At 64.8% G+C, this 25109-nt stretch carries 19 protein-coding genes; 14 read left to right on the top strand and 5 right to left on the bottom strand.

Annotated elements, in window-relative coordinates; genetic code table 11:
• The first annotated feature begins 53 nt into the window (after positions 1–53).
• A complete protein-coding gene (locus ACPPVR_RS14585) occupies positions 54–2453 on the top strand; it encodes a bifunctional diguanylate cyclase/phosphodiesterase (RefSeq protein WP_426614885.1) in 2400 nt (799 codons plus the stop codon).
• A 6-nt stretch (positions 2454–2459) separates the two neighbouring features.
• Here the strand turns inward: ACPPVR_RS14585 and ACPPVR_RS14590 are convergent, their stop codons facing one another.
• On the bottom strand, positions 2460–2894 hold the full coding sequence (locus ACPPVR_RS14590; RefSeq protein ID WP_426614886.1) for a hypothetical protein: 435 nt from the start codon (positions 2892–2894) through the stop codon (positions 2460–2462).
• Between the two features lie 79 nt (positions 2895–2973).
• Between ACPPVR_RS14590 and ACPPVR_RS14595 the strand changes: the two genes are divergently transcribed.
• Positions 2974–3561: a hypothetical protein gene (locus ACPPVR_RS14595; RefSeq protein ID WP_426616108.1), complete on the top strand. Its 588-nt coding sequence runs from the start codon at positions 2974–2976 to the stop codon at positions 3559–3561.
• A gap of 80 nt (positions 3562–3641) precedes the next feature.
• Entirely contained in the window at positions 3642–4241 is a 600-nt protein-coding gene (locus ACPPVR_RS14600) for a YdcF family protein (protein ID WP_426614887.1), read from the top strand.
• A 74-nt stretch (positions 4242–4315) separates the two neighbouring features.
• On the opposite strand, the gene ACPPVR_RS14605 is transcribed toward ACPPVR_RS14600, so the two are convergent.
• A complete protein-coding gene (locus ACPPVR_RS14605; RefSeq protein WP_426614888.1) occupies positions 4316–5659 on the bottom strand; it encodes a PLP-dependent aminotransferase family protein in 1344 nt (447 codons plus the stop codon).
• Between the two features lie 186 nt (positions 5660–5845).
• Between ACPPVR_RS14605 and ACPPVR_RS14610 the strand changes: the two genes are divergently transcribed.
• The gene (locus ACPPVR_RS14610; RefSeq protein ID WP_426614889.1) at positions 5846–6082 is read left to right on the top strand and encodes a DUF1127 domain-containing protein; all 237 of its coding nucleotides are present in this window, start codon (positions 5846–5848) and stop codon (positions 6080–6082) included.
• Between the two features lie 950 nt (positions 6083–7032).
• On the opposite strand, the gene ACPPVR_RS14615 is transcribed toward ACPPVR_RS14610, so the two are convergent.
• Together ACPPVR_RS14615 and ACPPVR_RS14620 are read right to left on the bottom strand one after the other, a co-directional pair.
• Positions 7033–7458 (bottom strand): universal stress protein, encoded by a 426-nt coding sequence (locus tag ACPPVR_RS14615; protein WP_426614890.1) that lies wholly within the window; start codon positions 7456–7458, stop codon positions 7033–7035.
• A gap of 67 nt (positions 7459–7525) precedes the next feature.
• Entirely contained in the window at positions 7526–8062 is a 537-nt protein-coding gene (locus tag ACPPVR_RS14620) for a SixA phosphatase family protein (protein WP_426614891.1), read from the bottom strand.
• Between the two features lie 92 nt (positions 8063–8154).
• Between ACPPVR_RS14620 and ACPPVR_RS14625 the strand changes: the two genes are divergently transcribed.
• The 9 genes from ACPPVR_RS14625 to ACPPVR_RS14665 all read left to right on the top strand — a co-directional run bounded on the left by ACPPVR_RS14625 (position 8155) and on the right by ACPPVR_RS14665 (position 21749).
• Complete coding sequence (locus ACPPVR_RS14625) at positions 8155–9600, top strand: NAD(P)/FAD-dependent oxidoreductase (protein WP_426614892.1); 1446 nt, start codon at positions 8155–8157, stop codon at positions 9598–9600.
• 101 nt (positions 9601–9701) lie between these two features.
• A complete protein-coding gene (gene msrB / locus ACPPVR_RS14630) occupies positions 9702–10202 on the top strand; it encodes a peptide-methionine (R)-S-oxide reductase MsrB (RefSeq protein ID WP_426614893.1) in 501 nt (166 codons plus the stop codon).
• Positions 10203–10380: 178 nt separating this feature from the next.
• Complete coding sequence (locus tag ACPPVR_RS14635) at positions 10381–12654, top strand: flagellar hook-basal body complex protein (protein WP_426614894.1); 2274 nt, start codon at positions 10381–10383, stop codon at positions 12652–12654.
• Positions 12655–12689: 35 nt separating this feature from the next.
• Positions 12690–14570, top strand: coding sequence for a flagellar hook-associated protein FlgK (flgK, locus tag ACPPVR_RS14640; protein WP_426614895.1), 1881 nt, complete (start codon positions 12690–12692; stop codon positions 14568–14570).
• A gap of 20 nt (positions 14571–14590) precedes the next feature.
• Complete coding sequence (locus ACPPVR_RS14645; protein WP_426614896.1) at positions 14591–16501, top strand: flagellar protein; 1911 nt, start codon at positions 14591–14593, stop codon at positions 16499–16501.
• A gap of 72 nt (positions 16502–16573) precedes the next feature.
• Entirely contained in the window at positions 16574–17356 is a 783-nt protein-coding gene (locus tag ACPPVR_RS14650; protein ID WP_426614897.1) for a hypothetical protein, read from the top strand.
• Positions 17346–18995: a hypothetical protein gene (locus tag ACPPVR_RS14655; RefSeq protein WP_426614898.1), complete on the top strand. Its 1650-nt coding sequence runs from the start codon at positions 17346–17348 to the stop codon at positions 18993–18995. Before ACPPVR_RS14650 ends, ACPPVR_RS14655 begins: the two co-directional genes overlap by 11 nt.
• A 1-nt stretch (position 18996) precedes the next feature.
• Complete coding sequence (locus ACPPVR_RS14660; protein ID WP_426614899.1) at positions 18997–20253, top strand: ATP-grasp domain-containing protein; 1257 nt, start codon at positions 18997–18999, stop codon at positions 20251–20253.
• Positions 20250–21749, top strand: coding sequence for a pyridoxal phosphate-dependent decarboxylase family protein (locus ACPPVR_RS14665; RefSeq protein ID WP_426614900.1), 1500 nt, complete (start codon positions 20250–20252; stop codon positions 21747–21749). The genes ACPPVR_RS14660 and ACPPVR_RS14665 overlap by 4 nt, the downstream gene beginning before the upstream one ends.
• Before the next feature lie 71 nt (positions 21750–21820).
• Here the strand turns inward: ACPPVR_RS14665 and flbT are convergent, their stop codons facing one another.
• The gene (flbT, locus tag ACPPVR_RS14670; RefSeq protein ID WP_426614901.1) at positions 21821–22246 is read right to left on the bottom strand and encodes a flagellar biosynthesis repressor FlbT; all 426 of its coding nucleotides are present in this window, start codon (positions 22244–22246) and stop codon (positions 21821–21823) included.
• Between the two features lie 320 nt (positions 22247–22566).
• Between flbT and ACPPVR_RS14675 the strand changes: the two genes are divergently transcribed.
• Entirely contained in the window at positions 22567–24813 is a 2247-nt protein-coding gene (locus ACPPVR_RS14675) for a DUF1522 domain-containing protein (protein ID WP_426614902.1), read from the top strand.
• Positions 24814–25109 lie beyond the last annotated feature (296 nt).

The following is a 25109-nucleotide window of genomic DNA, read 5'->3' on the forward strand; positions in this document are numbered from 1 at the left end:
TACCGACTGTCCACCTCTGCCGGCTCTAGTGCGGGGTGGAATAGGGGCCGGCGATGTATCAAGTTTTCTACTGCCTGACGGACCAGCATGACTGGCGCCTGGTCGCGCTAGGCGGTGCGGTGTGCCTGCTCGCCAGCGCGGCCGCGATCAGCCTGTTTCACCGGGCGCGCGCGGCGCAAGGACCGGGGCGGCTGGTTTGGATCACGCTCGACGCCGTCGTCGCCGGCTGCGGTATCTGGGCAACCCATTTCATTGCAATGCTGGCCTACGGGCCGGGCGCCGGGGGCGCCTACAACATCCCGGTGACGATCCTCTCGCTGCTGTTCGCGATCTCAGTCACCTTTGTTGGCCTGAGCATCGCGGTGTCGGCGTCGCGCGGCGTGTTGGTGGCGCTGGGCGGCGCCATCGTCGGTGGCGGCGTAGCGGCCATGCACTACACCGGCATGATGGCGCTCGAAATTCCCGCACGCGTCAGCTGGGACACCGGTACGGTGACGGCCTCGATCATGCTCGGCATCGTTTTCGGCGCGCTCGCACTCCATGTCGCGGGACGGCGCGACAGCTTTACCGACGCGCTTGGCGCCACGGTCCTGCTGACGGTGGCGATCGTCTCACATCATTTCACGGCCATGGGCGCGGTGCAGTTGACGCCGGACCCGACACTGCCGATCAGCGGATTGTCGATCGCTCCGGGCTCGCTGTCGGTCCTGACCGCTACTGCTGCCGTTGCCATTCTCGCGATCGCGCTTGCGGCGGCAGTGCTCGACCGCAAGGCCAAGGGCGAATTGGGACGTCAGCAGGTCGTGCTCGACACCGCGCTCGAGAACATGTCGCAGGGGCTGTGCATGTTCGATGCTTACGGCAAGATCATCCTGTTCAACGAACGCTATGCGGCGATGTTCCGCCGCTCCGACATGCAGCTCACCGGGCGCCTGCTGCTCGACGTTCTCCGTGAGGAGGCGGCGAAGGGACAGTGGACCGGAGATCCCGACGAGTTTTTCGCGCACCTCGTGGAAGACGCGCGCAACGGACACACCACGACCGACGTCGTGCAGCGCTTTGGCTGCTCGATCCGCGTCGTCAACCAGCCGATGCGTGGCGGCGGCTGGGTCGCGACCTTCGAGGACATCACCGAATGGCTGGAAGCGCAGGCCAAAATTTCACACATGGCGCGCCATGACGCGCTCACCAATCTGCCGAACCGTGTGCTGTTCCACGAGGAGCTCGAACAGGGACTGCGCCGGGCGGGTTCGAACGACCAGCTCGCGGTGCTCTGCCTCGATCTCGATCATTTCAAGGACATCAACGATTCCCTCGGCCATCCTATCGGCGACGCGTTGCTGAAGGAAGTCGGCCGCAGGCTGAAGGCCACCGTCGGCGAGCACGACACCGTCGCGCGGCTTGGCGGCGACGAGTTCGCCGTGGTCCAGATCGGCCGCTCGGAGGAAGCCGCCGCGAGGGCGCTCGCCGGCCGTCTCGTCGAGGTAATCTCGGCGCCTTACGAGATCGAAGATCATCAGATCGTCATCGGCGTCTCGATCGGCATCTCGCTGTCGCCGCAGGACGGCAGCAATCCCGACGAACTGCTGAAGAACGCCGACCTCGCGCTGTACCGCGCCAAGGCCGACGGCCGCGGCACCTATCGCTTCTTCGAGACAGGTATGGATGCCCGCGCGCAGGCGCGGCGCTTGCTGGAAATGGACCTGCGCGCGGCGCTGCAACGCGACGAGTTCCAGGTGTACTACCAGCCGATCCGCGACCTTGCCAGCGACCGCGTCGTTGCCTTCGAGGCGCTGTTGCGCTGGAATCACCCGCAGCGCGGCCTGATTTCGCCCATCAATTTCATTCCGTTGGCCGAGGAAACCGGCCTCATCGTCCAGCTCGGCGAATTCGTGCTGCGCAGCGCCTGCGCGGACGCGGCAACATGGCCGGACGATGTCGATGTCGCCGTCAACCTGTCGCCGGTGCAATTCAAAAGCCCGAACCTGATCGCAATCGTGATTGAGGCATTGGCGGCATCGGGGCTCGCGGCGCGTCGGCTCGAGCTCGAGATCACCGAATCCGTGCTGCTTCAGAACAGCGAGGCGACGCTGACCACCCTGCACGAGCTGCGCGGCATGGGCGTGCGGATATCGCTCGACGATTTCGGCACCGGCTATTCGTCGCTGAGCTATCTGCGCAGCTTTCCATTTGACAAAATCAAGATCGACCGCTCGTTCGTATCCGAGCTGGCGACCCGCCGGGACTCCATGGCGATCATCCGTGCGGTGACGGGTCTCGGCCGCAGCCTCGGCATCGTGACCACCGCGGAGGGTGTCGAGAACGACGCGCAGCTCGAGCTGCTCAGGCGCGAAGGCTGCACCCAGGTGCAGGGCTTTCTGTTCAGCATGCCAAGGCCAGCTTCAGACGTGGCGTTGATGCTGGGACGCGCGCGACTGCGCGCTTCGGCCTGAAAAGGTTTAGCCGCGACGGAGTGCGAAGTGCGCGCCGCAGAACGCCATCACGGCACCGAGACACAGCGCCGCGAGACCCGCGAGCACGCCGGAAATGGTCGGGATCGGGCTCGGTGCCGAGGCTGCTTGTCCAGCGCCTGCGAGCAGGAGCACGCCGACCGCGATCAGGAACTGGCGCATCCGCCGCGGGATCTGGCCGGAGACGGCGCTCTGCATCAATGAGGCCGTGAAGTAGCCGCCCGAGAAGCCGACGGACGCGATCAGCCACCAGGCGATTGCCGCGCCCGCCGGCATGAACTCATGCGTGTCGGAGCGCCAGAGGCCGCCGAGGTCGAGCCCGTAGCGCGCGCCCAGCATGTGCACCGCGAGTGCAAGCAGCACGCCCGCGATCAAGGCGGCACCGAGAATCAGGCGGCGCGGAAAAAAGGTCGTCTCAGCCATGCCTCGCTTGTAGGATGGGCGAGGGCGATTGCGCAAGCGGATCGCGGACGGGATTGCGCGAACGGGATTGATTGTGGAGATGCAGGTTTCGGAAGCACAAAGCCCGTCAGCCACGAGCTACGCCTACAAGGCGTCGCTGATCGGCTCGGCGCATCGCTTCGAGCTGACCGATGACGGCCTGTCCTGGCACATCGCCGGCCGCTCGGGCGTCTGGCGCTACGACGAGATCAGCGCCGTCCGGCTGTCGTTCCGCCCCGTCTCGATGCAGCAGCACCGCTTTCGCGCCGATGTCAGCCACACCAGTGGCGGCCGCATCGCGATCCTCTCGACCAGCTGGCAGACCGCGGCGCTGATGGCGCCGCAAAACAGCGGCTTTCGCGATTTTCTTGTCGAGCTGCATGCGCGGATGGCGAAGGCCGGCAGCCGCGCCGAGCTGACCGCAGGCCTCGGACGCAAAACCTATACGGCCATACTCGCGTTCCTGGCGGTGCTGGCCGTGGCGATGACAGGGCTGTTGATCCGCGCGCTGATGATTGGCGAATTCGCCGGCGTGCTGTTCATCATCGGCTTTGCCGCCCTGTTCGCCTGGCAAGTCGGCGGCTTCGTCCGGCGCAACCAGCCGCGGAGCTACAGCTTCGATCGTCTGCCGACGTCCTTGCTGCCTTAGGGTTTGCAATCTTGGGGTTTGCAATCGGCCGCAATCAAAATTGACTTCGTCCCCCGGCGCCGGCGCTGCATCTTGCCGCCATGACAGCCATGGATCGCAGCCGCCGCCTGCCGACGGCGGATGAGATCGCCGAGATCAACCGGAGACACCTGATTGAAACGCCGCTCGCGCCGGCCGACCTGTTGTTCATGTTCGGGACCCGCGAGGACGTTGCGCTGCGCGTCGAGACCGCCGCGCGGCTGTGGCGCGAGGGCTATTTCGGCTGGTCGATTGTCAGCGGCGGCGTGACGCCGGGCTCGGAGCAATCCGAGTGCGCGATCATCAAGGCGGCGATGGTTGAGGCGGGCATTCCCGCCCAGCGGATTCTCGAGGAACATCGCGCGATGAATACCGGCGCGAACGTGATCCTCTCGCTTCCGATCATCGACGCGGCGTTGGGGCTGCAAAATATCCGCAGCGTGATCTGCCTCGGCAACACCTGGACCGCGCGGCGCTATCCGATGACGCTGCACCGGCACTGGCCGGAGGTTGAGAAGATGCTGCTCACTGTCGACAGTTTTGCGACGCCGCGCGCGCTCTGGCACACGGATGCTGAATTTCGTCGCCGCATGCTGCACGAATGGGACAAGATCGGGCCGTACAAGGCGAAGGGCTTCATCGCGGAATGGCCGGGAGCCTGACGGGCGACTGTATTTTTGTTGTGACGCGTTTTCTTCACGCGAACCGGTATCCACTTCGCTCGAAAACGCTCTAGCTATTCCGTCGAGTCGAAATCCTCTTCCTTGGTGCCGAGCAGCGACACGAGCGTGCGCAGGCCGGAATCGAGCTGCTCGAACGAGGGCGGGGCGAGCGCAAGGCGCACCGCGTTCGGCGCGTGACCATGCGCAATTGCAAAAGTCGAGGACGGCGTCAGCGCGATGCCGCGCCGGGCTGCCGCGGCAACGAATGTCTGCGAACGCCAGTGCGGTGGCAATGTCAGCCAGAGGTGATAGGAGCGAGGATCGGCCGAGAATTGGTAGCCGGCGAGCAGCCTCGCCGCGGTCTGCTGGCGGCGCGCAGCGTCGATGCGTTTCAGCCGCGTTAGCTCGGCGACGGTGCCGTCGGCCATCAGGCGCTGCCCGGAGGCGAGGGCGTGGCCGGAGGCGATCCAGCCGCCGGTGCGGACCGCGCTCATCACGCTTTCGCGCAAGTGCGCCGGCGCGACGAGGATGCCGAGCGCAAGACCCGGCGCGACCTTCTTGGACAGGCTGTCGAGCACGATGCAGCGGTCCGGCCCGAGGGCGGCGAGCGGCGTGTCGTCGGCGAGGAAGCCGTAGACGGCGTCCTCGATGATGGTGAGGTCGAGTTTCTCGGCGACGCGCATGATGTCGGCGCGCCGGGTCGCGTTCATGGTGACGCCGAGCGGATTCTGGATGATGGGCTGGAGGTACAGCGCCGACAAATGCGCCTCGCGATGCGCCTTCTGGATCGCATCGGGCCGCGCGCCGTATTCGTCCATCGGAATCGGAACTAGCGTCACGCCGAGCCGCGCAGCGATGCTCTTGACGTAAGGATAGGTCAGCGCCTCGACGCCGCAGCGGCCGCCGGTGGGCACGAGCGCCGCGAGCGCGGCTGCGAGCGATTGCTTACCGTTGGCGGTGAACACGATCTGCTCGGCCTGCGGCGTAAAATCCTTGCGCGCGAGATAGGCGGCGGCAGCAACGCGCGCGCTCTTGGTACCGGTGCTGGTCGAAACGCGCAGCGCGGATTCGAGCGCGTCGACGCGCTCGAGCCCCGCAAGGCTCTTGGCGATCATCGCCCATTGCTGCGGCAGCAGCGGGTAATTGACCTCGAAGTCGATGCGCGCATCGCGCGGCTCGCTCAGCGCCTCGACTTCGCGCCTGATGTCGCCGGAGATGAAGGTGCCGCGGCCGACCTCGCCGACCACGAGGCCGCGGCGGAGCAACTCCGTATAAACCCGGCTCGCGGTCGAGACCGCAATGCCACGGTCATAGGCAAAATTGCGCTGCGGCGGCAGCCGGTCGCCGGGCCTTAACGTGCCATTAGAGATATCCGAGGCAATGGCATCGGCTAGCTTCACGTATTCGAACCTGGACATTATTGCACCGAGAGCAATGTTTCACTTGCTCCGAGTAGTGTACTGGAGCATTTAAGTTCCATCAAGGTCCGCGATTGAGCCGAGGAGAGCGAGAGCAATCCGATGGCAAGTGAGGTGCAGGCGCTCAGAGCGTGTGCACCAACGGCATCCGTTTCGCCGCGCAGGACAGTAGGCCGGAGAAGAAAAATGACCACGATCTCGCAAGCTGCCGGGCGGAGTTTACGCTCACCCTCGTCGGGTGGATTTTTCCGCACGCTCGCCAATTTCGCCTATGCGCTGTTCGATCGCCTCGAGCGCCGCTCGGCCGTCAAGACGCTGAACGAGCTCGATGACCGCGCCTTGCGCGACATCGGGATCACGCGCAGCCAGATCGAGGACGCCGTCTTCGGGCAGGTGAAAGCCGAGCTGACGCGGTATCTGTGAGACCGTTGGTGTTTGAAGCGCTCTCTGCTTCCAGACCGTTGTGGCCGGGCTTATCCCCGGCCACAACTGTTTTGCGAGAAGCGCGCACTGCCTCATCATCGCCATTGCGAGCGCAGCGAAGCAATCCAGAATCGTTCCACGGCGGCAGTCTGGATTGCTTCGCTGCGCTCGCAATGACGGAGTGTGGGTGAGGGCGTCGTTTCTCAATTCGCATCTCTATTGCAGACACACCTTCGCCCTCTCGCGGCGTTTTTTAGCCCGAGCTTTGCTTGTCGTCTTGCCCCCCGGTGAAAGAGGGCGCAGGGAAGACCGGGCGCCGGCTGGCACCCGCGGTCCACTGTGCGAAGTTGCAGTAAGAAATCTGCACAGCGGCATACAGGCGAAGCCAGGACATCCCGGCCTTCCCTGCGCAGTGGTTTTACGGCTTATGTCGCGCTCTCCCCGGGGAGCGATGCACTATTGCCCCCGTCGCGTTGCGGATGATCGATGCACGCGCCCGGTCGGGCAGCCCACATCACCGCAACACTTGGCGCACAGACTCCGGGCGCCAGGACCACACGATTTTGCCGTACGCAGATCGCACCGGTCGTGTACGCGACGCCTTCGCTCACGGTTGCCCGCCCTGCGATGCTCTTCGCGCCGATGTGACTGACGTCCACCGCAATCCGGCCCGCGTTCGTGACGATCGCGATACGCCCCTCTTCCTTGGGCCGGAGTAGGCGACGCATACGCCGTTTCCGAATTTCGGTAAAGTGGAATTTTTTTGTGAGAGTATATTGACCGACAATTGGGGCGTTTTGCCCGACAGGCAACGCAAGGTCTCGTAGCCGGGGGGCGCACAATCCCTCAACATCGTCATTGCGAGCGCAGCGAAGCAATCCAGACTGCAGCCGTGGAAAGATTCTGGATTGCTTCGCTGCGCTCGCAATGACGGAGTTCGTTGCGGCCGTTCAGTGCCTGACCACCAGCACCGAGCACTTCGCGTAGCGCACCACGTGCCCGGCATTGGAGCCGAGGAAATAGGTGCGCATCGCCGGCCGGTGCGAGGTCATGACGATCAGATCGGCCTTCATGTGCACGGCTTCCTCCAGGATCTCGTGATAGATGCCGCCTTGGCGCACCACGCTGGAAATGCGCGCGGTGTCGACGCCGGATTCGCGCGCGACGATGGCGAGCGCCTCCTCCGAGGTCTGGCGCTGCTGCTCGTCGAAATCGGCCGGCACGTATTCGGCCAGCATCACCGGCGTCATCGGCAGCACGTTGAGCAGTCGTATCGATCCGCTCCAGGTCTGCGACAGCGTTACCGCGGTCGCGAGCGCCGGCTTGGCGAGATCAGTGTCGGCGAGGTCGATGGGCACGAGGATGGAATTGAACATCTGCGCCTCCAAATCTTCCAATCGTCAATCAAGCCAGATCAACCGGTCGAGACGGCGCCCGCGCGTCTCACCCCGTTCGAAGCAGCTTGGGGCTGACGAACAGCACCAGTTTGCCGCGGCGGTAGGCCACGTCACCCCAATCCTTGACGTCAAAGTCGAAGATCGCAAGCCCCGCGGTGGGCAGGTTGTCGGCGAGCGCCTTGGCGCCGGCCGGATCGCCGCTGCCCATCAGCATCAGGGCAGCCTCGTGCATGCCGGGGTTGTGCCCGACCAGCAGCAATTGCTTGGGATTGGCCGGAACGGTTGCAGTGCGAATGATTTCCAGGATATGCGCCGGATCGGCGCCGTAGAGTTCCGGAAGGATATCGACCTGCGGCGCGGCGACGCGATCCTTCATCGCCTCCCAGGCGATGTCCCAGGTCTGCCGGGCCCGGACGGCGTGCGACACCAGCACGGTCTCGGGGGCCGGCGGATGGGCAGCGATCCAGTCGCCGATCTCCGCGGCATCCTTCTGGCCCCGGTCGTCGAGCCGACGATCCCGGTCACGGCCGCTTGGCGCGTCAGTCTCGGTCTTGGCGTGACGCAGCAGCATCAAACGGCGCATGGCATTCTCGAATCGTTACGCATCAAGGATAATCTACAGGCGCCGGCTGAGGACAAGGTGACAAGCGCCCGCGCAGTCCTTTAAGAAACGACATGAGCGAGACTTTCACAAGCATGTCCCAGGAAGAAGCCGGCTTTCGCGACCGCGCCCGGCTGTCGTTTGACCTCGATGCCGACATTTGCGTGATCGGGGCGGGGCTGGCCGGGCTCTCCATCGCGCTGGAGGCGGCCCGGCTCGGGGCCAGCGTCGCGGTGCTCGAGGGTCGCCATATCGGCTGGAACGCCTCCGGCAACCAGCTCGGCACCGTGATGCCGGGCTTTGCGCTGCCGCTCACCGAGTTGATCGAGCGCATCGGCTTCGAGGATGCGCGTGAATTGTGGACGCTGTCGAAGGAGGGCGCCGAGTTCGTCCGCGCCAACGCCACCGAGGAGAACATGCCGGGCATCGGAGCTAGCAACGGCGTGCTGGAGGTCTCCAATGTCGATGCCGGCGACCGGCTGATCAGCCGATTGCAGATGCTCGCTGAGGATTTCGACACCGAGGTCGAGGGCTGGCAAGTCGATCGTGTCCGCGCGGTGCTCAAGACCGATTATCACTTCCACGGCGTCTACTATCCCACGGCGTTCCAGGTCGATGGCCGCAAATATGTGCATGGCCTTGCGGCGCTGGCGCGGCGGGCCGGCGCCCGTATCTTCGAGGATACGCCGGTCGTCAGCATCGACCATTCCGGCATCCGCAAGCGCATCGTCACGCCCTCGGCGCGGCTGCGCGCCACCCACATCGTGCTTGCCGGCAACATCCATCTCGGCGCGCCGCTGCGCCGGCTGTCGGAGACGCTGCTGCCGGTCTGGCGCTATGCCGGTGTCACCGCGCCGCTCGGCGAGCGCGTGCACGACATCATCGGCTTCAAGGGATCGGTGATCGATTCCGACGGCGTCGACCATTTCCGCATCGTCGATGGCGATCGCCTGATGTGGGAAAGCCCGGAGACGACCTGGGCCGCGCGGCCTCAGCGCTTTGGCGGCGCCGTCAGGCGCAGGATTCGTACGATCTTCCCTCAGCTTGGCAACGTCGAGATCACCGACACGTTCGGCGGCGCCACCGGCCAGACCGTCCACGGCATGCCGCAGATCGGCCAGTTGCGCAAAGGCCTGTGGGTGGCGAGCGGGTTTGGCCGCCAGGGCATGAACACCTCCGCCATGGCCGGACAGCTGATCGCCCGTAGCATCCTGTGGGGCGACGAGCGCTGGCGGCTGTTCTCGCCGTTCGAACTGGTCTGGGCGGGCGGCACCACCGGACGGGTCGCGGGCCAGCTGGTCGGGATGTGGGGCAGGGCGAGTTCCGCCGCCGCGGGGTCGCTCGCCCGTTACCGGGAACGGGCGCGGGTCAAGGACCGGGAACGCGAGGCGCGGCTGGCGCAAGCCAACCGGGCCGCCGGCACCGGACCGCGTCGTCCGCCGCCCGGGGTTCGACCGCGGCCGGCCCCGCCGCCGCAGCCAAAGCCGGCCGAGAGCGTGGAACCGGTTTCCAGCGACTAGGGCGTCTCGCAATAAGTTGAGAAAAATCCCGCCTGGAAGTGTAACGTCCGCCGTTAGAACCCGTATCTCAGGGCGTGGACTTCCTGCGCACGGAGAATGACATGTTTGACCGCCGCATCCTGTTGACGACTGTCGCCGGCCTGTTTGGCCTTTCGGCCTTCCGCTGGCTGAGAGCAACTCCGGCCCAGGCGGCCGAAAAGTTCGAGATCGAAAAGACCGATGCCGAGTGGCGCGCGCAACTGACGCCGCAGCAATATGAGATCCTGCGCAAGGAGGGCACCGAACGGCCGGGCACCAGCCCGCTGCTCAAGGAGCATCGCAAGGGCGTCTTCGCCTGCGCCGGCTGCGACCTGCCGGTGTTCGCCTCGGAGACCAAGTTCGAGAGCGGCACGGGTTGGCCGAGCTTCTACCAGCCGATCGAGGGCAATGTCGGCAAGACCGAGGATCGCACTTTCGGCATGACCCGCACCGAGGTGCATTGCCGGCGCTGCGGCGGCCATCTCGGCCATGTCTTCGACGACGGTCCGAAGCCGACCGGACTGCGCTACTGCATCGACGGTTTCGGGCTCGTTTTCCATCCCGGGGCGCCGTCGGCAACGTAGGTTTGATCCCGGCAATTGTTGCCGGCCCGGCAATTGTGCCCCGGTCATCCGACCGGGGCTTTTCTATTTAAGTCATTGATTTCCTGAGAATACCCGCATTGGCATAGGCCTTGCGACGTCTCCACCGAATGCGGCCATTGGTCTGCCGGCCGCCGAGATCGGATTTGGAGACAAAGTTATGGGTATCTTCGATGCAATGAACACCTCGGTGGGTGGCCTGCAGGCGCAGTCCTACGCGCTTCAGAACATCTCGGGCAACATCGCGAACTCATCCACCACCGGTTACAAGGGCATCGGGACCAGCTTCGAGGATCTCATCCCCGACGCCTCCGTGCCGAGCAAGCAGGTCGCCGGCGGCGTCACGGCGCATGCGCAGGCGACTATCACCACCCAGGGTACGATCTCGTCCTCCAGCGTCGCCACCAACATGGCGATCACCGGTGACGGCTTCTTCTCGGTGCAGAAGGCGAGCGGCGTGGTCGACAACGTGCCGGTGTTCGACGGCGTCAGCTATTATTCCCGTCGCGGCGACTTCCAGGTCAACGCCAACGGCAACCTCGTCAACGGTGCCGGCTATTACCTGATGGGCGTCGCGGTCGACCCGAAGACCGGCAACCCGACCGGCAACGTGCCGACAGTGCTGCAATTCCAGAATAATTTCGTCCCGGCGCAGGCGACGTCGTCGATTCAGTACGCGGCGAACCTGCCGACCCAGGCGAACACGCCGGCGAGCTCGACGGCGGCGAGCGGGTCGTTGCTCGCGGCCGGTGGGCTGAATCCATCCGATTTCACCAACAACCCGTTGATTTTTGGCACGCCCCCCGCGCCCTATACAAGCGCGACGGTCTCCGGCGCGGCCGCTACCGGCAATTTGCGTTCAGCCTATACGTCGACCACCGCGACGGGGACTGTCGCGCTTCAGGACAGCTCATCGGCCGCAGTCGTCGGCGGCACGTCCCTCGATACCGGCACGACCCCGCATCTTAACCTCAGCTCGCTCATCGGTCAGACACTGACGATCAATGGCAGCAACACCATTCAATTCAACAACACCACCACCGTCTCCCTCGGCACCAGCTCGACGATCGGCCTCGGCTCGGGCACCGGCGCGAAGGTGTCGGACATCCTGAGCGCGGTCGCGCAGGCCGCCGGCGTTCCCCTCGCCAACGTGACGCTGACCGCCAGCGGCAACATCCAGATCACAACCGGCACCACCGCCGACGTGACAGTCCAGAGCGGTACGGCGGCGACGACGCTCGGCCTCAGCACCGTGAATCGTGGCGGCAATGTGCTGTCTACGCCTGCGATCACGGGCTCGACTGTGCTGAGTGGCACCGCGACCGCCGGCAATGGGGAAGTCCTGTCGACGGGGTTCCAGGCCGGCGACGTCATCTATGTCGACGGCACGTCCGCCGGCCAGACGCTGACGTTCGTCACTGGACCTGCAAGTGGCGCGAACCAGATCAGCACCACCGACAACATCACGACCCTGCTAAACAAGATCGACGGTCTGAGCGGCGCTGGGGCAGGCTCCTCCTCGATTTCCAACGGCGTGATCTCGCTGAACACCGGCACGACCAAAGACCTCACGATATCCGTGGGCGGATCTGCCACCGCCAGTGCTGCGTTCGCCGCACTCGGCTTCACATCAGCCATCTCCAAGAGCCGCGGCGGCGGCGGTGGCTCCGGGCAAGGCACTGTGCTTGGCAGCGAGGTTGCCACCTTCACCAAGGAATCGATCAGCGGCGGCGCCGTGACCGCCTACAATGCCTCCGGCACGCCGGTAAACCTGCAACTTCGCTGGGCCAAAACCGACAGTGTTTCGTTGGGCGCGGGTCATGCCGACACGTGGAACCTGTTCTACCAGACCAACACGGCTCCGACGAGCGGGCAGACTGCATGGACGAACTCGGGGCAGGCCTTCACGTTTGCTGCCGACGGCTCGCTGACCTCGCCGAGTGGCTCTGGCATCACCCTCAACAATGTCATGGTCGACAATCAGCAGCTCGGCTCGGTCGCCTTCAACATCTCGTCGGGTGGCCTGACGCAATATGCAAGCACGAGCGGCGCGGTCACCATCAACACCATCACGCAGAACGGCTACGCCGCCGGTCAGCTCCGCTCGGTCGCCGTCAACAACAACGGCATCGTGGTCGGCACCTTCTCCAACGGCCAGAACCTTGATCTCGCGCAGGTGTCGCTGTCGCACTTCAACGGCACCAACTATTTGAAGGCGATGGATGGCGGCGCCTATGCCGTGACCGACCAGTCGGGTCCGGCGATTGCGGGGGCCTCGGGCACCATCAGCGGCTCGTCGCTGGAGGGATCCAACACCGACATCGCCGACGAATTCACCAAGCTGATCGTGACCCAGCAGGCCTATTCGGCCAACACCAAGGTGATCACGACCGCGAATTCGATGGTCCAGGACCTCCTGAACGTGTTGCGCTGATTGGCGCGTAACGTAACCAAAGGCGGCTAGTCAACATGGGTTTGAGTTCAGCCCTTGCCAGTGCGATGAGCGGTCTGCGCGCCAACCAGGCTGCGCTGTCGATCGTCTCGTCGAACGTCGCAAACTCGCAGACGCCGGGTTACGTCGCCCAGACGCCGAACCAGATCGAAGTCACCACCGGTGACTTCGGCTCGACGGCGAAGACGACCGGCGTCAGCCGGGACATCGACAGCTATGTGCTGAACCAGCTCCGCACCGAGACCGGCGGCAGCGGCTACGCCGACCAGACGGCCAACATTCTGAAGCAGCTTCAGAATGTGTATGGCAACCCCGGCGGCAGCGGCACGCTCGAAACCGCGCTGAACAATTTCACCAGCTCGTTGCAGGCGCTGTCCACGAGCGCGGGCTCGTCGTCGGCGCAGACGGTCGCGGTCGGCGCCGCGCAGGCGCTGGCGACGCAGCTCAACGTCACCACCAAGGGCATCCAGTCGCTGCGCTCCAATGTCGAGCAGGATCTCGGCACCTCGGCGCAGCAGGCCAACGCGGCGATGAGCCAGATCGCCGACATCAACACCAAGCTACAGGGCCTAGCTTCGACCGATCCGTCCGCGGCAACGCTGATGGACCAGCGCGACCAGGCGATCAACTCGCTGTCGAAATATGTCGACGTCCGCGTCACCACCGATGGATCGAACCAGGCCAACATCTACACCACCACCGGCATTCAGCTCGTCGGCGCAGGGCTCGCCTCGCAATTCACTTTCTCTTCCGCCGGCGCGCTCTCGGCGACCTCGCTCTACAACATTGATCCGGCCAAATCCGGCGTCGGGGCGCTCAACATCAAGCTGCCGAACGGCTCGTCGATCGACGTCGCTAGCAATAACGTGGTCTCCTCCGGCCAGATCGCGGCGGACCTGAAGCTGCGCGACCAGACGCTGGTGCAGGCGCAGACCCAGGTCGACCAGCTCGCCGCGACGATGTCGAGCGCGCTGTCTGACAAGACCACGGCCGGCAGCACGGTCTCCGGCCCGCCCGCCGGCTTCGACGTCGATCTTGCCGGTGCGCAGCCGGGCAACACCGTCAACCTGACCTATACCGACTCCACCAACACGCAGCGCCAGGTCACGCTGGTCAACGTGACCGATCCGGCGGCCCTGCCGCTCCAGAACGCCACCAACGCGAACCCGATGCAGATCGGCGTCAATTTTTCCGGCGGCATGGGCGCGATTGCCTCGGCGCTCAACACCGCGCTCTCCGGCTCGCACCTGACGTTCTCCGCGGCCCCGTCGCCTGCCACCGCGACGACGCTGCGCGTCACCGACGACAATTCCGGCCTCGCCAAGGTCAATTCGGCGTCGGCCACCAAGACGATCTCGTCGCTGACCTCGGGCAGTCCGCAGCTGCCGCTGTTCACCGACGGCGGTCAGGCGCTCTACACCGGCGCGATCACCGCATCGGGTTCGCAGATGACCGGTCTTGCCGGCCGCATCGCCGTGAACACACAGCTCACCACCGATCCGACCAAGCTGTCGGTCTACAGCACCTCGCCGGTGACGCCCACGGGCGATACCACGCGCTCGGACTATCTCTATTCGCAGCTCACTACGGGTGTGTACTCCTATTCGCCGCAGACCGGTCTCGGTTCGGCGAGCCAGCCGTTCACCGGCAGCGTCTCGAACTACCTCCAGCAGTTCCTGAGCGTGCAGGGCAACGCCTCGACCCAGGCGACCCAGCTCCAGCAGGGCCAGAGCGTCGTGGTCTCGACGCTCCAGGCCAAGTTCAACTCGACCGCCAGCGTCAACCTGGACTCCGAGATGTCGAACTTAATCCAGCTCCAGAATGCCTATGCCGCCAACGCCCACGTCATGTCGGTGGTGCAGAGCATGATGACCACGTTGCTCCAGGCTCAAGTGTAACCAGTACAGGGCTCTGAAACATGTCGATCAGCAGCATCAACTATTCCTCGTCGGTCCTCGGCGCGCAGGTCCGCAACATCAATCAGCAGCTCACCGACCTGTCGACGCAGCTCTCGACCGGCAAGCTGTCGCAGAACTATTCCGGCATGGGCACCAACGAAGGCTTTGCGATCGCCTCGCGCTCGCAGCTTTCGAACATCGCCGCCTATACCGACACGATGACCAACGTCAACGTCAACATCAACCTCGCCAACACCGCGCTGCAGTCGCTGACGACGATCCGCAACACGGTGCAGACGGGCTCCGCCACGAGCTCGCAGGATCTCAACGTCAACGGGCAGACGGTCGCGCAGAACACCGCGGCCGCCCAGTTCGGCTCGATGGTCGGCGTCCTCAACACGCAGTCGGGCAACCGCTATCTGTTCTCCGGGACCGCCTACAACACGCAGTCGGTCGCCAACGCCGGCGATATCATCAACGGCACCACCACGCAGGCGGGCCTGAAGACCGTCATGGCCGAACGCCAGGCCGCCGACCTCGGTGCCAATGGTATGGGGCGGCTGAACCAGTCGCTGACAGCGGGCGTGATCAACGTGGCGGAAGATTCCGCGACCTCGCCGTTCGGGCTGAAAATTGCGGCGGTCTCCTCGACGTTGACCGGCGCGACCGTGACCGGCCCGAGCGGTTCGCCGGTGTCGTTCTCGGTCAATCTCAACGGCGTCAACCCGAGCAACGGCGACAAGCTCAGCGTTCAGTTCACGCTGCCGGACGGCTCGACCGAGCAGATCGACCTGACCGCCTCGACCGCGACGCCGACCCCGGTCGGGAGCTTTGCGATCGATCCCGGCAACCCCAATGTCGTTCCGGTGGTAGCACCCAACCCAGCCATCACGACGTCGAACCTCAACACCGCGCTGAACACCGCGATCACGAAGCTCGCCAACACCTCGCTGGTGGCGGCATCCGCCGTGGCGGCCGGTGACAATTTCTTCAACACGGATGGTTCGGCGATCGGCGCTGCCAAGACCAACCAGGCGACTCCAGCGGCACCGATCAGCGGGACCACCGCACTGTCCGGCACGGCGCCCTCGAACTCGATTGCGCCGGGCTTCTCCGCCGGCGATACCATCACCGTCAACGGCACCACGCTGAGCTTTGTCGCCTCGGGCGCGACCGGCAACCAGCTCAACGTTGGCGACAGCATCCAGACCCTGATGAGCAAGATCGACTCCATCACGGGCACCTCGAAGCCGTCGACGATCCATGGCGGCTCGATCACGATCAACACCGACGACGCGGCGAGCCTGAGCATCTCGGGCTCGACGCCGGGCGCGACCGCCGCATTGGGCGCACTCGGCTTCGCCTCGTCGCCGATCACCGCCACGCAGCCGCCGCTGCGCGTCGGCTCAACGCCTGCGAGCTCGGCGACGACGCTGGTGAACGGCTCGGCCAATACCGTGAAATGGTACACCGGCAATGACGGGCCCGGTTCGCCGCGCTCGACCGCCGTGGCAAGGGTCGACGATTCCGTCACGGTGCAATATGGCGCTCAGGCCGACGAGGATGCGATCCGCAAGCAGTTGCAGGCGGTTGCCGTGTACGGCACGTTCTCGACCTCGCCGACCGGGCAATATTCGGGCGCGCAGGTCGCGGCGCTGAGTCTTCGCACGACGCAAGCGCTGACGCCGCAGCCCGGGCAGCAGAAGATCGAGGACATCCAGACCGACATCGCGATGGCCCAGAACACGATGAAGGATGCGTCCACGCGCCAGACCCAGGCCAAGGCGCAGCTTCAGAACATCGTCGATCAGGCGGAGTCGGCTGCTCCGGACCAGGTCGCGAGCGAAATCCTGTCACTTCAGAATGCGCTGCAGGCGTCCTACCAGACTACCGCCAAGCTCGCGGACCTCTCGCTCGTCAAGTACCTCTAGGGGGCGCATTAAGGCGCCGTTAACCATGCCTCTTTACCTCTTGGAGAGGATTTGAGCGGGGCGGAGCCGTCGATGTCGGACAAGGTGCAATTGGTGGTGGCCACGCCGTGCTTCGGCGGGCAGGTGTCGACGATTTATGCGAGCTCGATCTTCGCGCTCCAGCGCGCCGTGCACGGCATGTCCAATCTCGAGCTTAAGGTGCACTTGCGGGACGGCGATGCGCTGATCACGCGTGCGCGGGCCAATCTGGTCACGCTGTTTCTGGACGATCCCAAGGCGACGCATTTCCTGTTCATCGATGCCGACATCGGATTCAAGCCGGAGCAGGTGTTTCGGCTGATCGAATCCGGGGCGGATGTCGTCGCCGGGTGTTATCCGATCAAGCGCGTCAACTGGGACAAGGCGAAGCGGGCGATCCAGTCCGGCCGGGCTGACGTACCGGCGGCCTCGCTCGACTACGTGCTCGAGATCGAGGATCCCGACCGCATCGTGGTGGTCAACGGCTTCACCCGCGCGCGCTATGCCGGCACCGGCTTCCTGATGATCCGGCGCCAGGCGCTGGAAGCGATGTGCCGCCATCCGAATTATGCGAACTTGCAGTTCTTCCGCGAGCATTCGCACGATACGCTGGCGACGAGCCAGAACCGGTTCGCGCTGTTCGAATGCATGATCGATGCGGTGACCGGCACTTACCTCTCCGAAGACTTCGCCTTCTGTAAGCGCTGGACCGATATCGGCGGCGAGATCTGGGCCGATATCCAGAGCTCGCTCGACCACGTCGGGCCTTCGGTGTTCCACGGCGATATCGCCTCGCAATTCGCGCCGGCACCTGCGGCTGCGGCCGATGCGGCGTGAGGCTCTCGGGATGAGCGCCGGCGCATCCCGTCTGTCAGATATCGAGCGAGCGTCCGACGGCGGCTCGCGCTACCGCCTGCGCGATCTCTTCACACCGCTGGATACGCTGCTTGTCTCCGGCGGAGATCAGCGGCTGGCGCTCGATCCGCAGACCAGCGTCAACGCCTATGGCTGCGCGCCGTCGCCCGAGCCCGAGATCTGGAATTTCGCATCGTCGACCGCATCGGCGATCTCGCAAGCCGCCTATGACCGCGCCGCGCTGGCGCGCGAAGAGCTGGTCCACAAATCGCTGTTCGACGAGGTCGAAATCGCCTTCGACAGGCGCTGCGAGGACATGCGCGACGAATTGCGCGGTCACCTCCAGCTCCCGCCGCGCGTCGACATCGTGTTCTCGCCGTCCGGCACCGATTCCCAGCTTCACGCCCTTTTCCTGGCGCGCATCGCACTCGGCGCGCTGCCGGTGACGATCGTGGTCGGCGCCGACCAGACCGGAAGCGGGACCGCGCACACCGCGCGCGGCCACCATTTCAGCGCGATGACGGCGAGCGGCTTTGCGGTGCGCAAGGACGGCGCGGTCGCGGGGCTGGCCAGCGACAGCATCGCGGTGCCGCTGCTGGGCGCCGCGTCCGACATTGCGATGCGCGCGGATGCGGATGCTGCGGTGCTGCGGGCGGTCGAGACCAGCCTCGCGCAAGGTCGGCGCGTCTTGCTGCAGATCATGGATTCGTCAAAGCTTGGCTGGCGCGCGCCCAGTGCGGCCTGCCTCGACGTGATCGCGCGGCGCTGGCCCGGCAAGGTCCAGATCGTCGTCGATGCCTGCCAGGCGCGGCTTGGGCGCCGGCGGCTGCGATCCTATCTCGATCGCGGCTACATGGTGCTCGTCACCGGCTCGAAATTCTTTGGTGGCCCCGCTTTCAGCGGCGCGCTGCTGGTGCCGAAAGGGCTGTGCCGGTCGCTCGACAAGGTTGGCGAGATCGCGCCGGGCTTCTTCGACTATGCGGGTCGCAGCGACTGGCCGATGGCGTGGACGTCGCTGCGCTCGCGCTTCGAGCGCCGGCCGAATTTCGGTCAATGGCTGCGCTGGGAGGCGGCGCTCGCGGAGATCGGCAGCTACTATTCCGTGCCCGGAGTATTCCGCGCCAAGGCGATGGCCGAGCTTGCGGCCGGCATCGACAGCATGATCGCGTTGTCGCCGTCGCTGCGGGCCGTTCCGACCGCATGGGACAAGGCCGGCGTGGATGACGAGGAATTCGCGCAGTCTACGATCTTTCCGTTCACGCTGCTGCGTGACGGCAAGCCGGTCTCCATCGCCGACACCAGCGCCGTGCATCGTGCGCTGGCGCGCGACATGAACGATGGCATCGATAGCAGCCCGGCAGACCGGCAGGTTGCCGCGCAACGCTGTCTCGTCGGCCAGCCGGTGCGGCTGGAGCGGCCGGATCATGCACCGCTGGCGGCGCTGCGGTTGTGCGCCGGCGCACGGCTCGTGACCGAAGCCTGGTCCGCGGACGAGGCGCAAGCGCGACGCAATCTTCAGCATGTACTCGACCAAATCGCCCATGTCATGGTGAAGATCGAACTGCTGCTCGACCGTGCCGCCGGCGCGGTATCGCCGAATACGCCTGTCCTCGGGGTTTGAAATGCAACATCCAGTTCGATCGCCGATCGCTACCATTGCGGCCCCGTATGCCGAGCGGATCGGCTTTGCGCAGTTGACGCGTCAGGCATTCGAGGGCGTGGATCTGCAGCCGTTGCGTGACCACCTCATTGCCAAGATTTCCGAAGGCAAGGCGCATGCGGGCGAGGGGCTCGATCTGTCGCTGATCGTCCAGCTTCTCGGCGACAAGCAGGCGGGCCTCGCGATACAGGCGGAGGTGCTCACCTTTAACCTGCTGTTTCGCTCGCCGTGCGCGGTCGAGAAGCCGCGCCTGCGCGTTCTCGCGCTTGCGGCCGCGATCGATATGGGCGGCAACACGCCAATCGAGTTTCTGCTCGAGGATTCCGACATCGAGCTGCTGACGCTCTATGTGGTCGACGGCGTCGGTCTGCCCGAGCAACTGCCGGAGCACGACGTCGCCATCGTGGTTGCGTCCGATTCCGAGGAGTGCCGGCAGGCGCTCGCCGTCATCGAACAGGCTGCGCCGCATTGGCCGCGGCCGCTGCTCAATCGCCCCGAGCTCGTCGGCAACCTCGATCGCGACAAGCTGTATCGACTGCTGATGGGCATTCCAGGGCTCGACATTCCCGCGACGATCCATGCGACGCGCGCGCAGCTGTCGGATCTCTTGAAGGGGCTGACCACTTGCGAGGACATCGCAAGCGAGCTGCACTTTCCGATGATTGCGCGGCCGCGCGGCACGCATGCCGGGGTCGGGCTCGCGAAGCTCGACGATGCGCCGGCGCTCGCGGCCTACCTCGCCGAACGCGAAGAGCAGGACTTCTTCGTCGCGCGCTTCGTCGACTATGCGAGCCCCGACGGACTCTATCGCAAATATCGTTTGACCATGGTCGACGGCAAACCTTACGCCTGCCACATGGCGATCGCCGATCGCTGGGACATCTGGTATCTCAACGCCTACATGGCGTTCAGCGAGGAGAAGCGGGCTGAAGAAGCCATCTTCATGCTCGACTTCGACCACGCTTTCGCGGCGCGTCACAAAAATGCGCTCGACGAGATGAGCAAGCGCGTCGGTCTCGATTATTTCATCGTCGATTGCGCCGAAAACCAGAACGGCGAGCTTCTGGTGTTCGAGGCCGACAACACCGCCGTCGTGCACAACATGGATTCGCCGGTGGTGTTTCCGTACAAGCCGCCGCAGATGCGCAAGATCTTTGCCGCGTTCACGGCGATGCTGTCGCGACACGCCAAGGCAAGCGAAGAGGCAGGCGCCGCGTGAACGAGATCATCCGAAACACGCAAGCAGCCATCGCGGGCACCTCGCTCGATCCGCAGGATTGGAGCGAGTTCCGCGCGCTCGCCCATCGCATGCTGGATGAGGCGATCGATGGCATCGCCGATGTTCGCGCGCGCCCCGTCTGGCAGCCAATTCCCGACGAGGTTCGTGCGGCGGTCCGAACCGGCGTACCGCGCGCGGCGACCGATCTCGCCGAGGTCTATCGCGAATTCTCCGAGCACGTCGCGCCCTACGCGACGGGCAACGTTCATCCCGGCTTCATGGGCTGGGTGCATGGCGGCGGCACCGCGGTCGGCATGCTCGCAGAGATGCTCGCAGCTGGCCTCAATGCCAATCTCGGCGGACGCGATCACATGCCGATCGAGGTCGAGCGGCAGATCGTCGACTGGATGCGCGGCCTGTTCGGCTTCCCGCAAGGTGCGAGCGGCATCTTCGTTACCGGCACCTCGATGGCCAATCTGATGGCGGTGCTGGTGGCGCGCGCGAATGCGCTCGGCGCGCTGGCGCGACAGCACGGCATCGGCAATGATGGTGCGATGCTCACGGCCTATGCGTCGAAGGCGGCGCATGGCTGCATCTCGAGGGCAATGGACATTGCCGGGTTCGGCACCGATGCGCTGCGCAAGATCGAAGTCGATGCCGATCATCGTATCGACGTCGCCGCGTTGCGCGCGCGGATCGCGATCGATCGTGATGTCGGCTTCAAACCGTTCCTGGTCACAGCTTCTGCCGGCACGGTGGACATCGGCGCCATCGACGATCTCAAGGCGATCGCGGATTTGTGCCGAGAGGAGGGGATCTGGTTTCACGTCGACGGCGCCTTCGGCGCGCTCGCGATCTTCTCGCCCGAGCTCGCGCCGCTGCTCGACGGCATCGAGCTTGCCGATTCGATCGCCCTCGACTTCCACAAATGGGGCCAGGTCCCTTACGACGCCGGCTTCCTCCTGGTACGCGACGGCGATTCGCATCGGCAGGCCTTTGCGCAGCCGGCGGCCTATCTGAGCCGCGAGGCGAGGGGACTTGCGGCCGGCGCCGTGTGGCCTTGCGATCTCGGGCCCGATCTGTCGCGCGGTTTTCGTGCGCTCAAGACCTGGTTCACGCTGAAGACGTTCGGCACCGATCGGCTGGGGGCGGTGATCGCGCGAAGCTGCGCGATCGCAAAATATCTCGAAGTGCGCGTGCTCGCCGAGCCGCGGCTTGAATTGCTCGCGCCCGTCAACCTCAACATCGTTTGTTTCCGCTACCGCGCCGATGATGCGGTCAATCGCGAGATCGTCGCCGATGTTCAGGAGTCCGGTATCGCTGCGCCGTCGAGCACGACGCTGGACGGAAAGTTCGCGATCCGCGCCGCGATCGTCAATCATCGCACCGATGAGACGGATGTCGACGCCCTGGTGTCGGCCGTGCTCGCGTTCGGTGCGCGGCGGACCGGAGACGGATTGATCGAGGTCGAGGCGCCGTCGCTCGCGGCGCAGTGACCGCACTGGACTGAAACGACAACGGCCCCGGAGATCATCCGGGGCCGTTGTCGTTTGCGCGGGTCTTCAGATCAGGCAGCTGAGCTGACTTCGCCCTCGGGATGCGCGGCGTTGTACTGGTCCCGCAGCTTCTCTTCATAGGCGATCAGCTTGCGGGCATCCTTCAGCGCCCGGTAGAGGTCGCCGTTCAGGATGTTGTTGTTGATGCCCTCGATGATCGGCCAGGAGCTCGGCACGGCGGTGACGATGTCGCGCACCAGATTGAAATAGGTGCCGTGCTGGGTCTGCGGGTCCGGCGAAATGTACATCAGCTGCACTGCCAGATAGACCAGCTTGGCCGGCGTATTGGCGGTCTCGGGCGTGAGGATGTCGCGCTCGCGCAGGATCGGCACGTTCTCGCCGTCGATCAGAAGGCGGGCGCGCTGGTCGGTGTTGGTAATCACGCAGTTACCGACAATGATGCGTTCGTGCGGCCTGAGCTCGACCTTGAGGGCCATGCCTGTTCTCCATCAACGCTTTCGTAACCGAGCGTGGGTTGCGGCGGTTCAAGGCGCAATACTCCATCAACATTAGTTAACGAGTTGTGAATCCCGGCCGCGGCTGCGGAAAAGCTCAATTATTTCAATGCTGAAATCGCCCGGCGCGGCAGAGTCGCTGGTCCGCAGATTGGCCGAATCGCGCCGCGACTCAGCGAAAGCGCCGATTTCATTTCATGCTTCGTTAGATTCTCGGCGCCACGGTCCGCCGGTCGCTGGATCGATCAAGATCCAAGCAGACGCGTAACAGTAAGCGTCGTTTACCAGAAAGGTAACACAGTATGTCCGGTATCGTTCTCTCCGCCTCGGTTCGTCAGAACCTCCTCTCCCTCCAGTCGACCGCTGATCTTCTCGCCACCACCCAGAACCGTCTGGCGACCGGCAAGAGCGTCAACTCGGCGCTGGACAATCCGACCAACTTCTTCACCGCACAGTCGCTCGACAACCGCGCCAGCGACATCAACAACCTGCTCGACAACATCGGTAACGGCGTGCAGGTGCTGCAGGCTGCCAACACCGGTATCACCTCGCTGCAGAAGCTGGTCGACAGCGCAAAGTCGATCGCCAACCAGGCGCTGCAGACCACCGTCGGTTACTCCTCGAAGTCGAACGTCTCGACCACGATCGCAGGTGCGACGTCGTCGGATCTGCGTGGCACGACCAGCTACACCAGTGCGGATGCGCTGAGCAACGTGCTGTACAAGGGCACCGCGGGCGGCACGACCGCTGCTGCTTCCGGCACCACGCTGGGCGGCGTCCAGGGCGCGACGACGGGTACCGTCATCAACGCTGCGACGACCGGCGCGAGCCTGCTGAACGGCACGGCGGCCGCCGGCGACGCGAACGCCGGCGTTGCCGCGGGCGACACGTTCACCGTCAACGGCAAGACCATCACCTTCGCTGCCGGTGATGCGCCCACGACTGCTCCGACCGGCCAGACCAAGGTCGCTGCCACCGGTATCACGACCGGCAACGTCTACACCGACAACACCTCCGGCAACGTGACCGTCTATCTCGGCTCGACGACGAAGGCTGCGGTGGGCGACGTCCTGACCGCGATCGACCTCGCCAGCGGCGTGCAGAGCAACGTTGCGGGCACCCTGACTGTCAACAGCAGCCAGACGATCTCGTCTGTCAGCGGCGGCGGCGCGCTCGTCCTCGAGAGCACGAACGGTTCGGATCTGAGCGTGTCGGGCAAGGCGGACATCCTCCAGAAGCTGGGCCTGACCACCGCGACCGGTGCTGGCAACGTCACCGTCTCGGCGGCCCGCACCACGAGCTCGGCGACGCTGTCGTCGTTCATCTCGTCGGGTTCGACGCTGAACGTCGACGGCCATGTCATCACCTTCAAGGATGGCCCGACGCCGGGTGCTTCGTCGCTGGGTTCGACCCAGGGCGTGTCCGGCAACGTCGTCACCGACGGCAACGGCAACTCGACGGTGTACCTGCAGAGCGCCACGATCGCCGACGCGCTGAAGGCTGTCGACTTCGCAACGGGCGTGCAGACCTTCACGCTCAACGGCAGCGGCGGCGGCACGCTCGCGACCGCCTCGGGCCAGACCGCCTCGTCGATCAACGCCTCCGGCCAGCTCAAGCTGTCCACCGGCGTCAATGCCGACCTGTCGATCACCGGCACCGGCAACGCGCTGCAGACCCTCGGCCTTGCCGGCAACACCGGTACGTCCTCGGCGTTCACCGCGGCCCGTACCTCCGGCACCGGCGGCATCAACGGCAAGACCTTGACCTTCACCTCCTTCAACAGCGGAGCGGCGGTCAACGTCACCTTCGGCGACGGCACCAACGGCACGGTCAAGACGCTCGATCAGCTCAACACGCAGCTTCAGGCCAACAACCTGTCTGCCACGATCGACGCCAACGGCCTGCTGACGATCTCGTCCACCAACGACTACGCGTCCTCGACGATCGGGTCGAGCGCCGCGGGTGGTGCGATCGGCGGCACGCTGACCTCGTCGCTGACGTTCTCGACGGCTTCCAGCCCCGTCCAGGACTCCGTTGCACAGACGGCGCGTGCCAATCTGGTTTCGCAGTACAACAACATCCTGAGCCAGATCGACTCGACCTCTCAGGACTCCTCGTTCAACGGCGTCAACCTGCTGAACGGCGACCAGCTCAAGCTGGTGTTCGACGAAACCGGCAAGTCCAGCCTCAACATCACCGGCGTGACCTACAACTCCAAGGGTCTGGGCCTGGCCTCGCTGGTTACCGGCTCGGACTTCATCGACAACGCCGCGACCAACAAGGTGCTGACGAACCTGAACTCGGCTTCGAGCACGCTGCGTTCGGAAGCGTCGAGCCTTGGTTCGAACCTTTCGGTCGTGCAGGTTCGTCAGGACTTCAACAAGAACCTGATCAACGTGCTGCAGACCGGTTCGTCGAACCTGACGCTGGCCGATACCAACGTCGAAGCGGCCAATAGCCAGGCGCTGTCGACCCGCCAGTCGATCGCGGTCTCCGCGCTGTCGCTGGCCAACCAGTCGCAGCAGAGCGTGCTTCAGCTGCTCCGCTAATACGCGGACAACATCGCAAGCAGGATAGAGCGGCGGGGCTTCGGCCCCGCCGCTTCTTTTTGCGTCGGCATCATGGTGCCGCTCGCTGAGATGGAGACGATGCATTCGAATGCAGCGAATTGCTCACTCTGAGTTATGGTTGACAAGTAGCAAACGTCCGGTCGCTGCGCGAAAAAGCATCATCCCATCATGACGATATGGACGAGCCCGATCCGGGCTCGAGCGCGCATATGGTGAATCCACGTAAGGTCGAGCGCGACACACTTCATGCTTTGTTAGCCACCTACGTTCACCGT

Source organism: Bradyrhizobium sp. McL0616 (assembly GCF_049993385.1).
GTDB lineage: Bacteria > Pseudomonadota > Alphaproteobacteria > Rhizobiales > Xanthobacteraceae > Bradyrhizobium.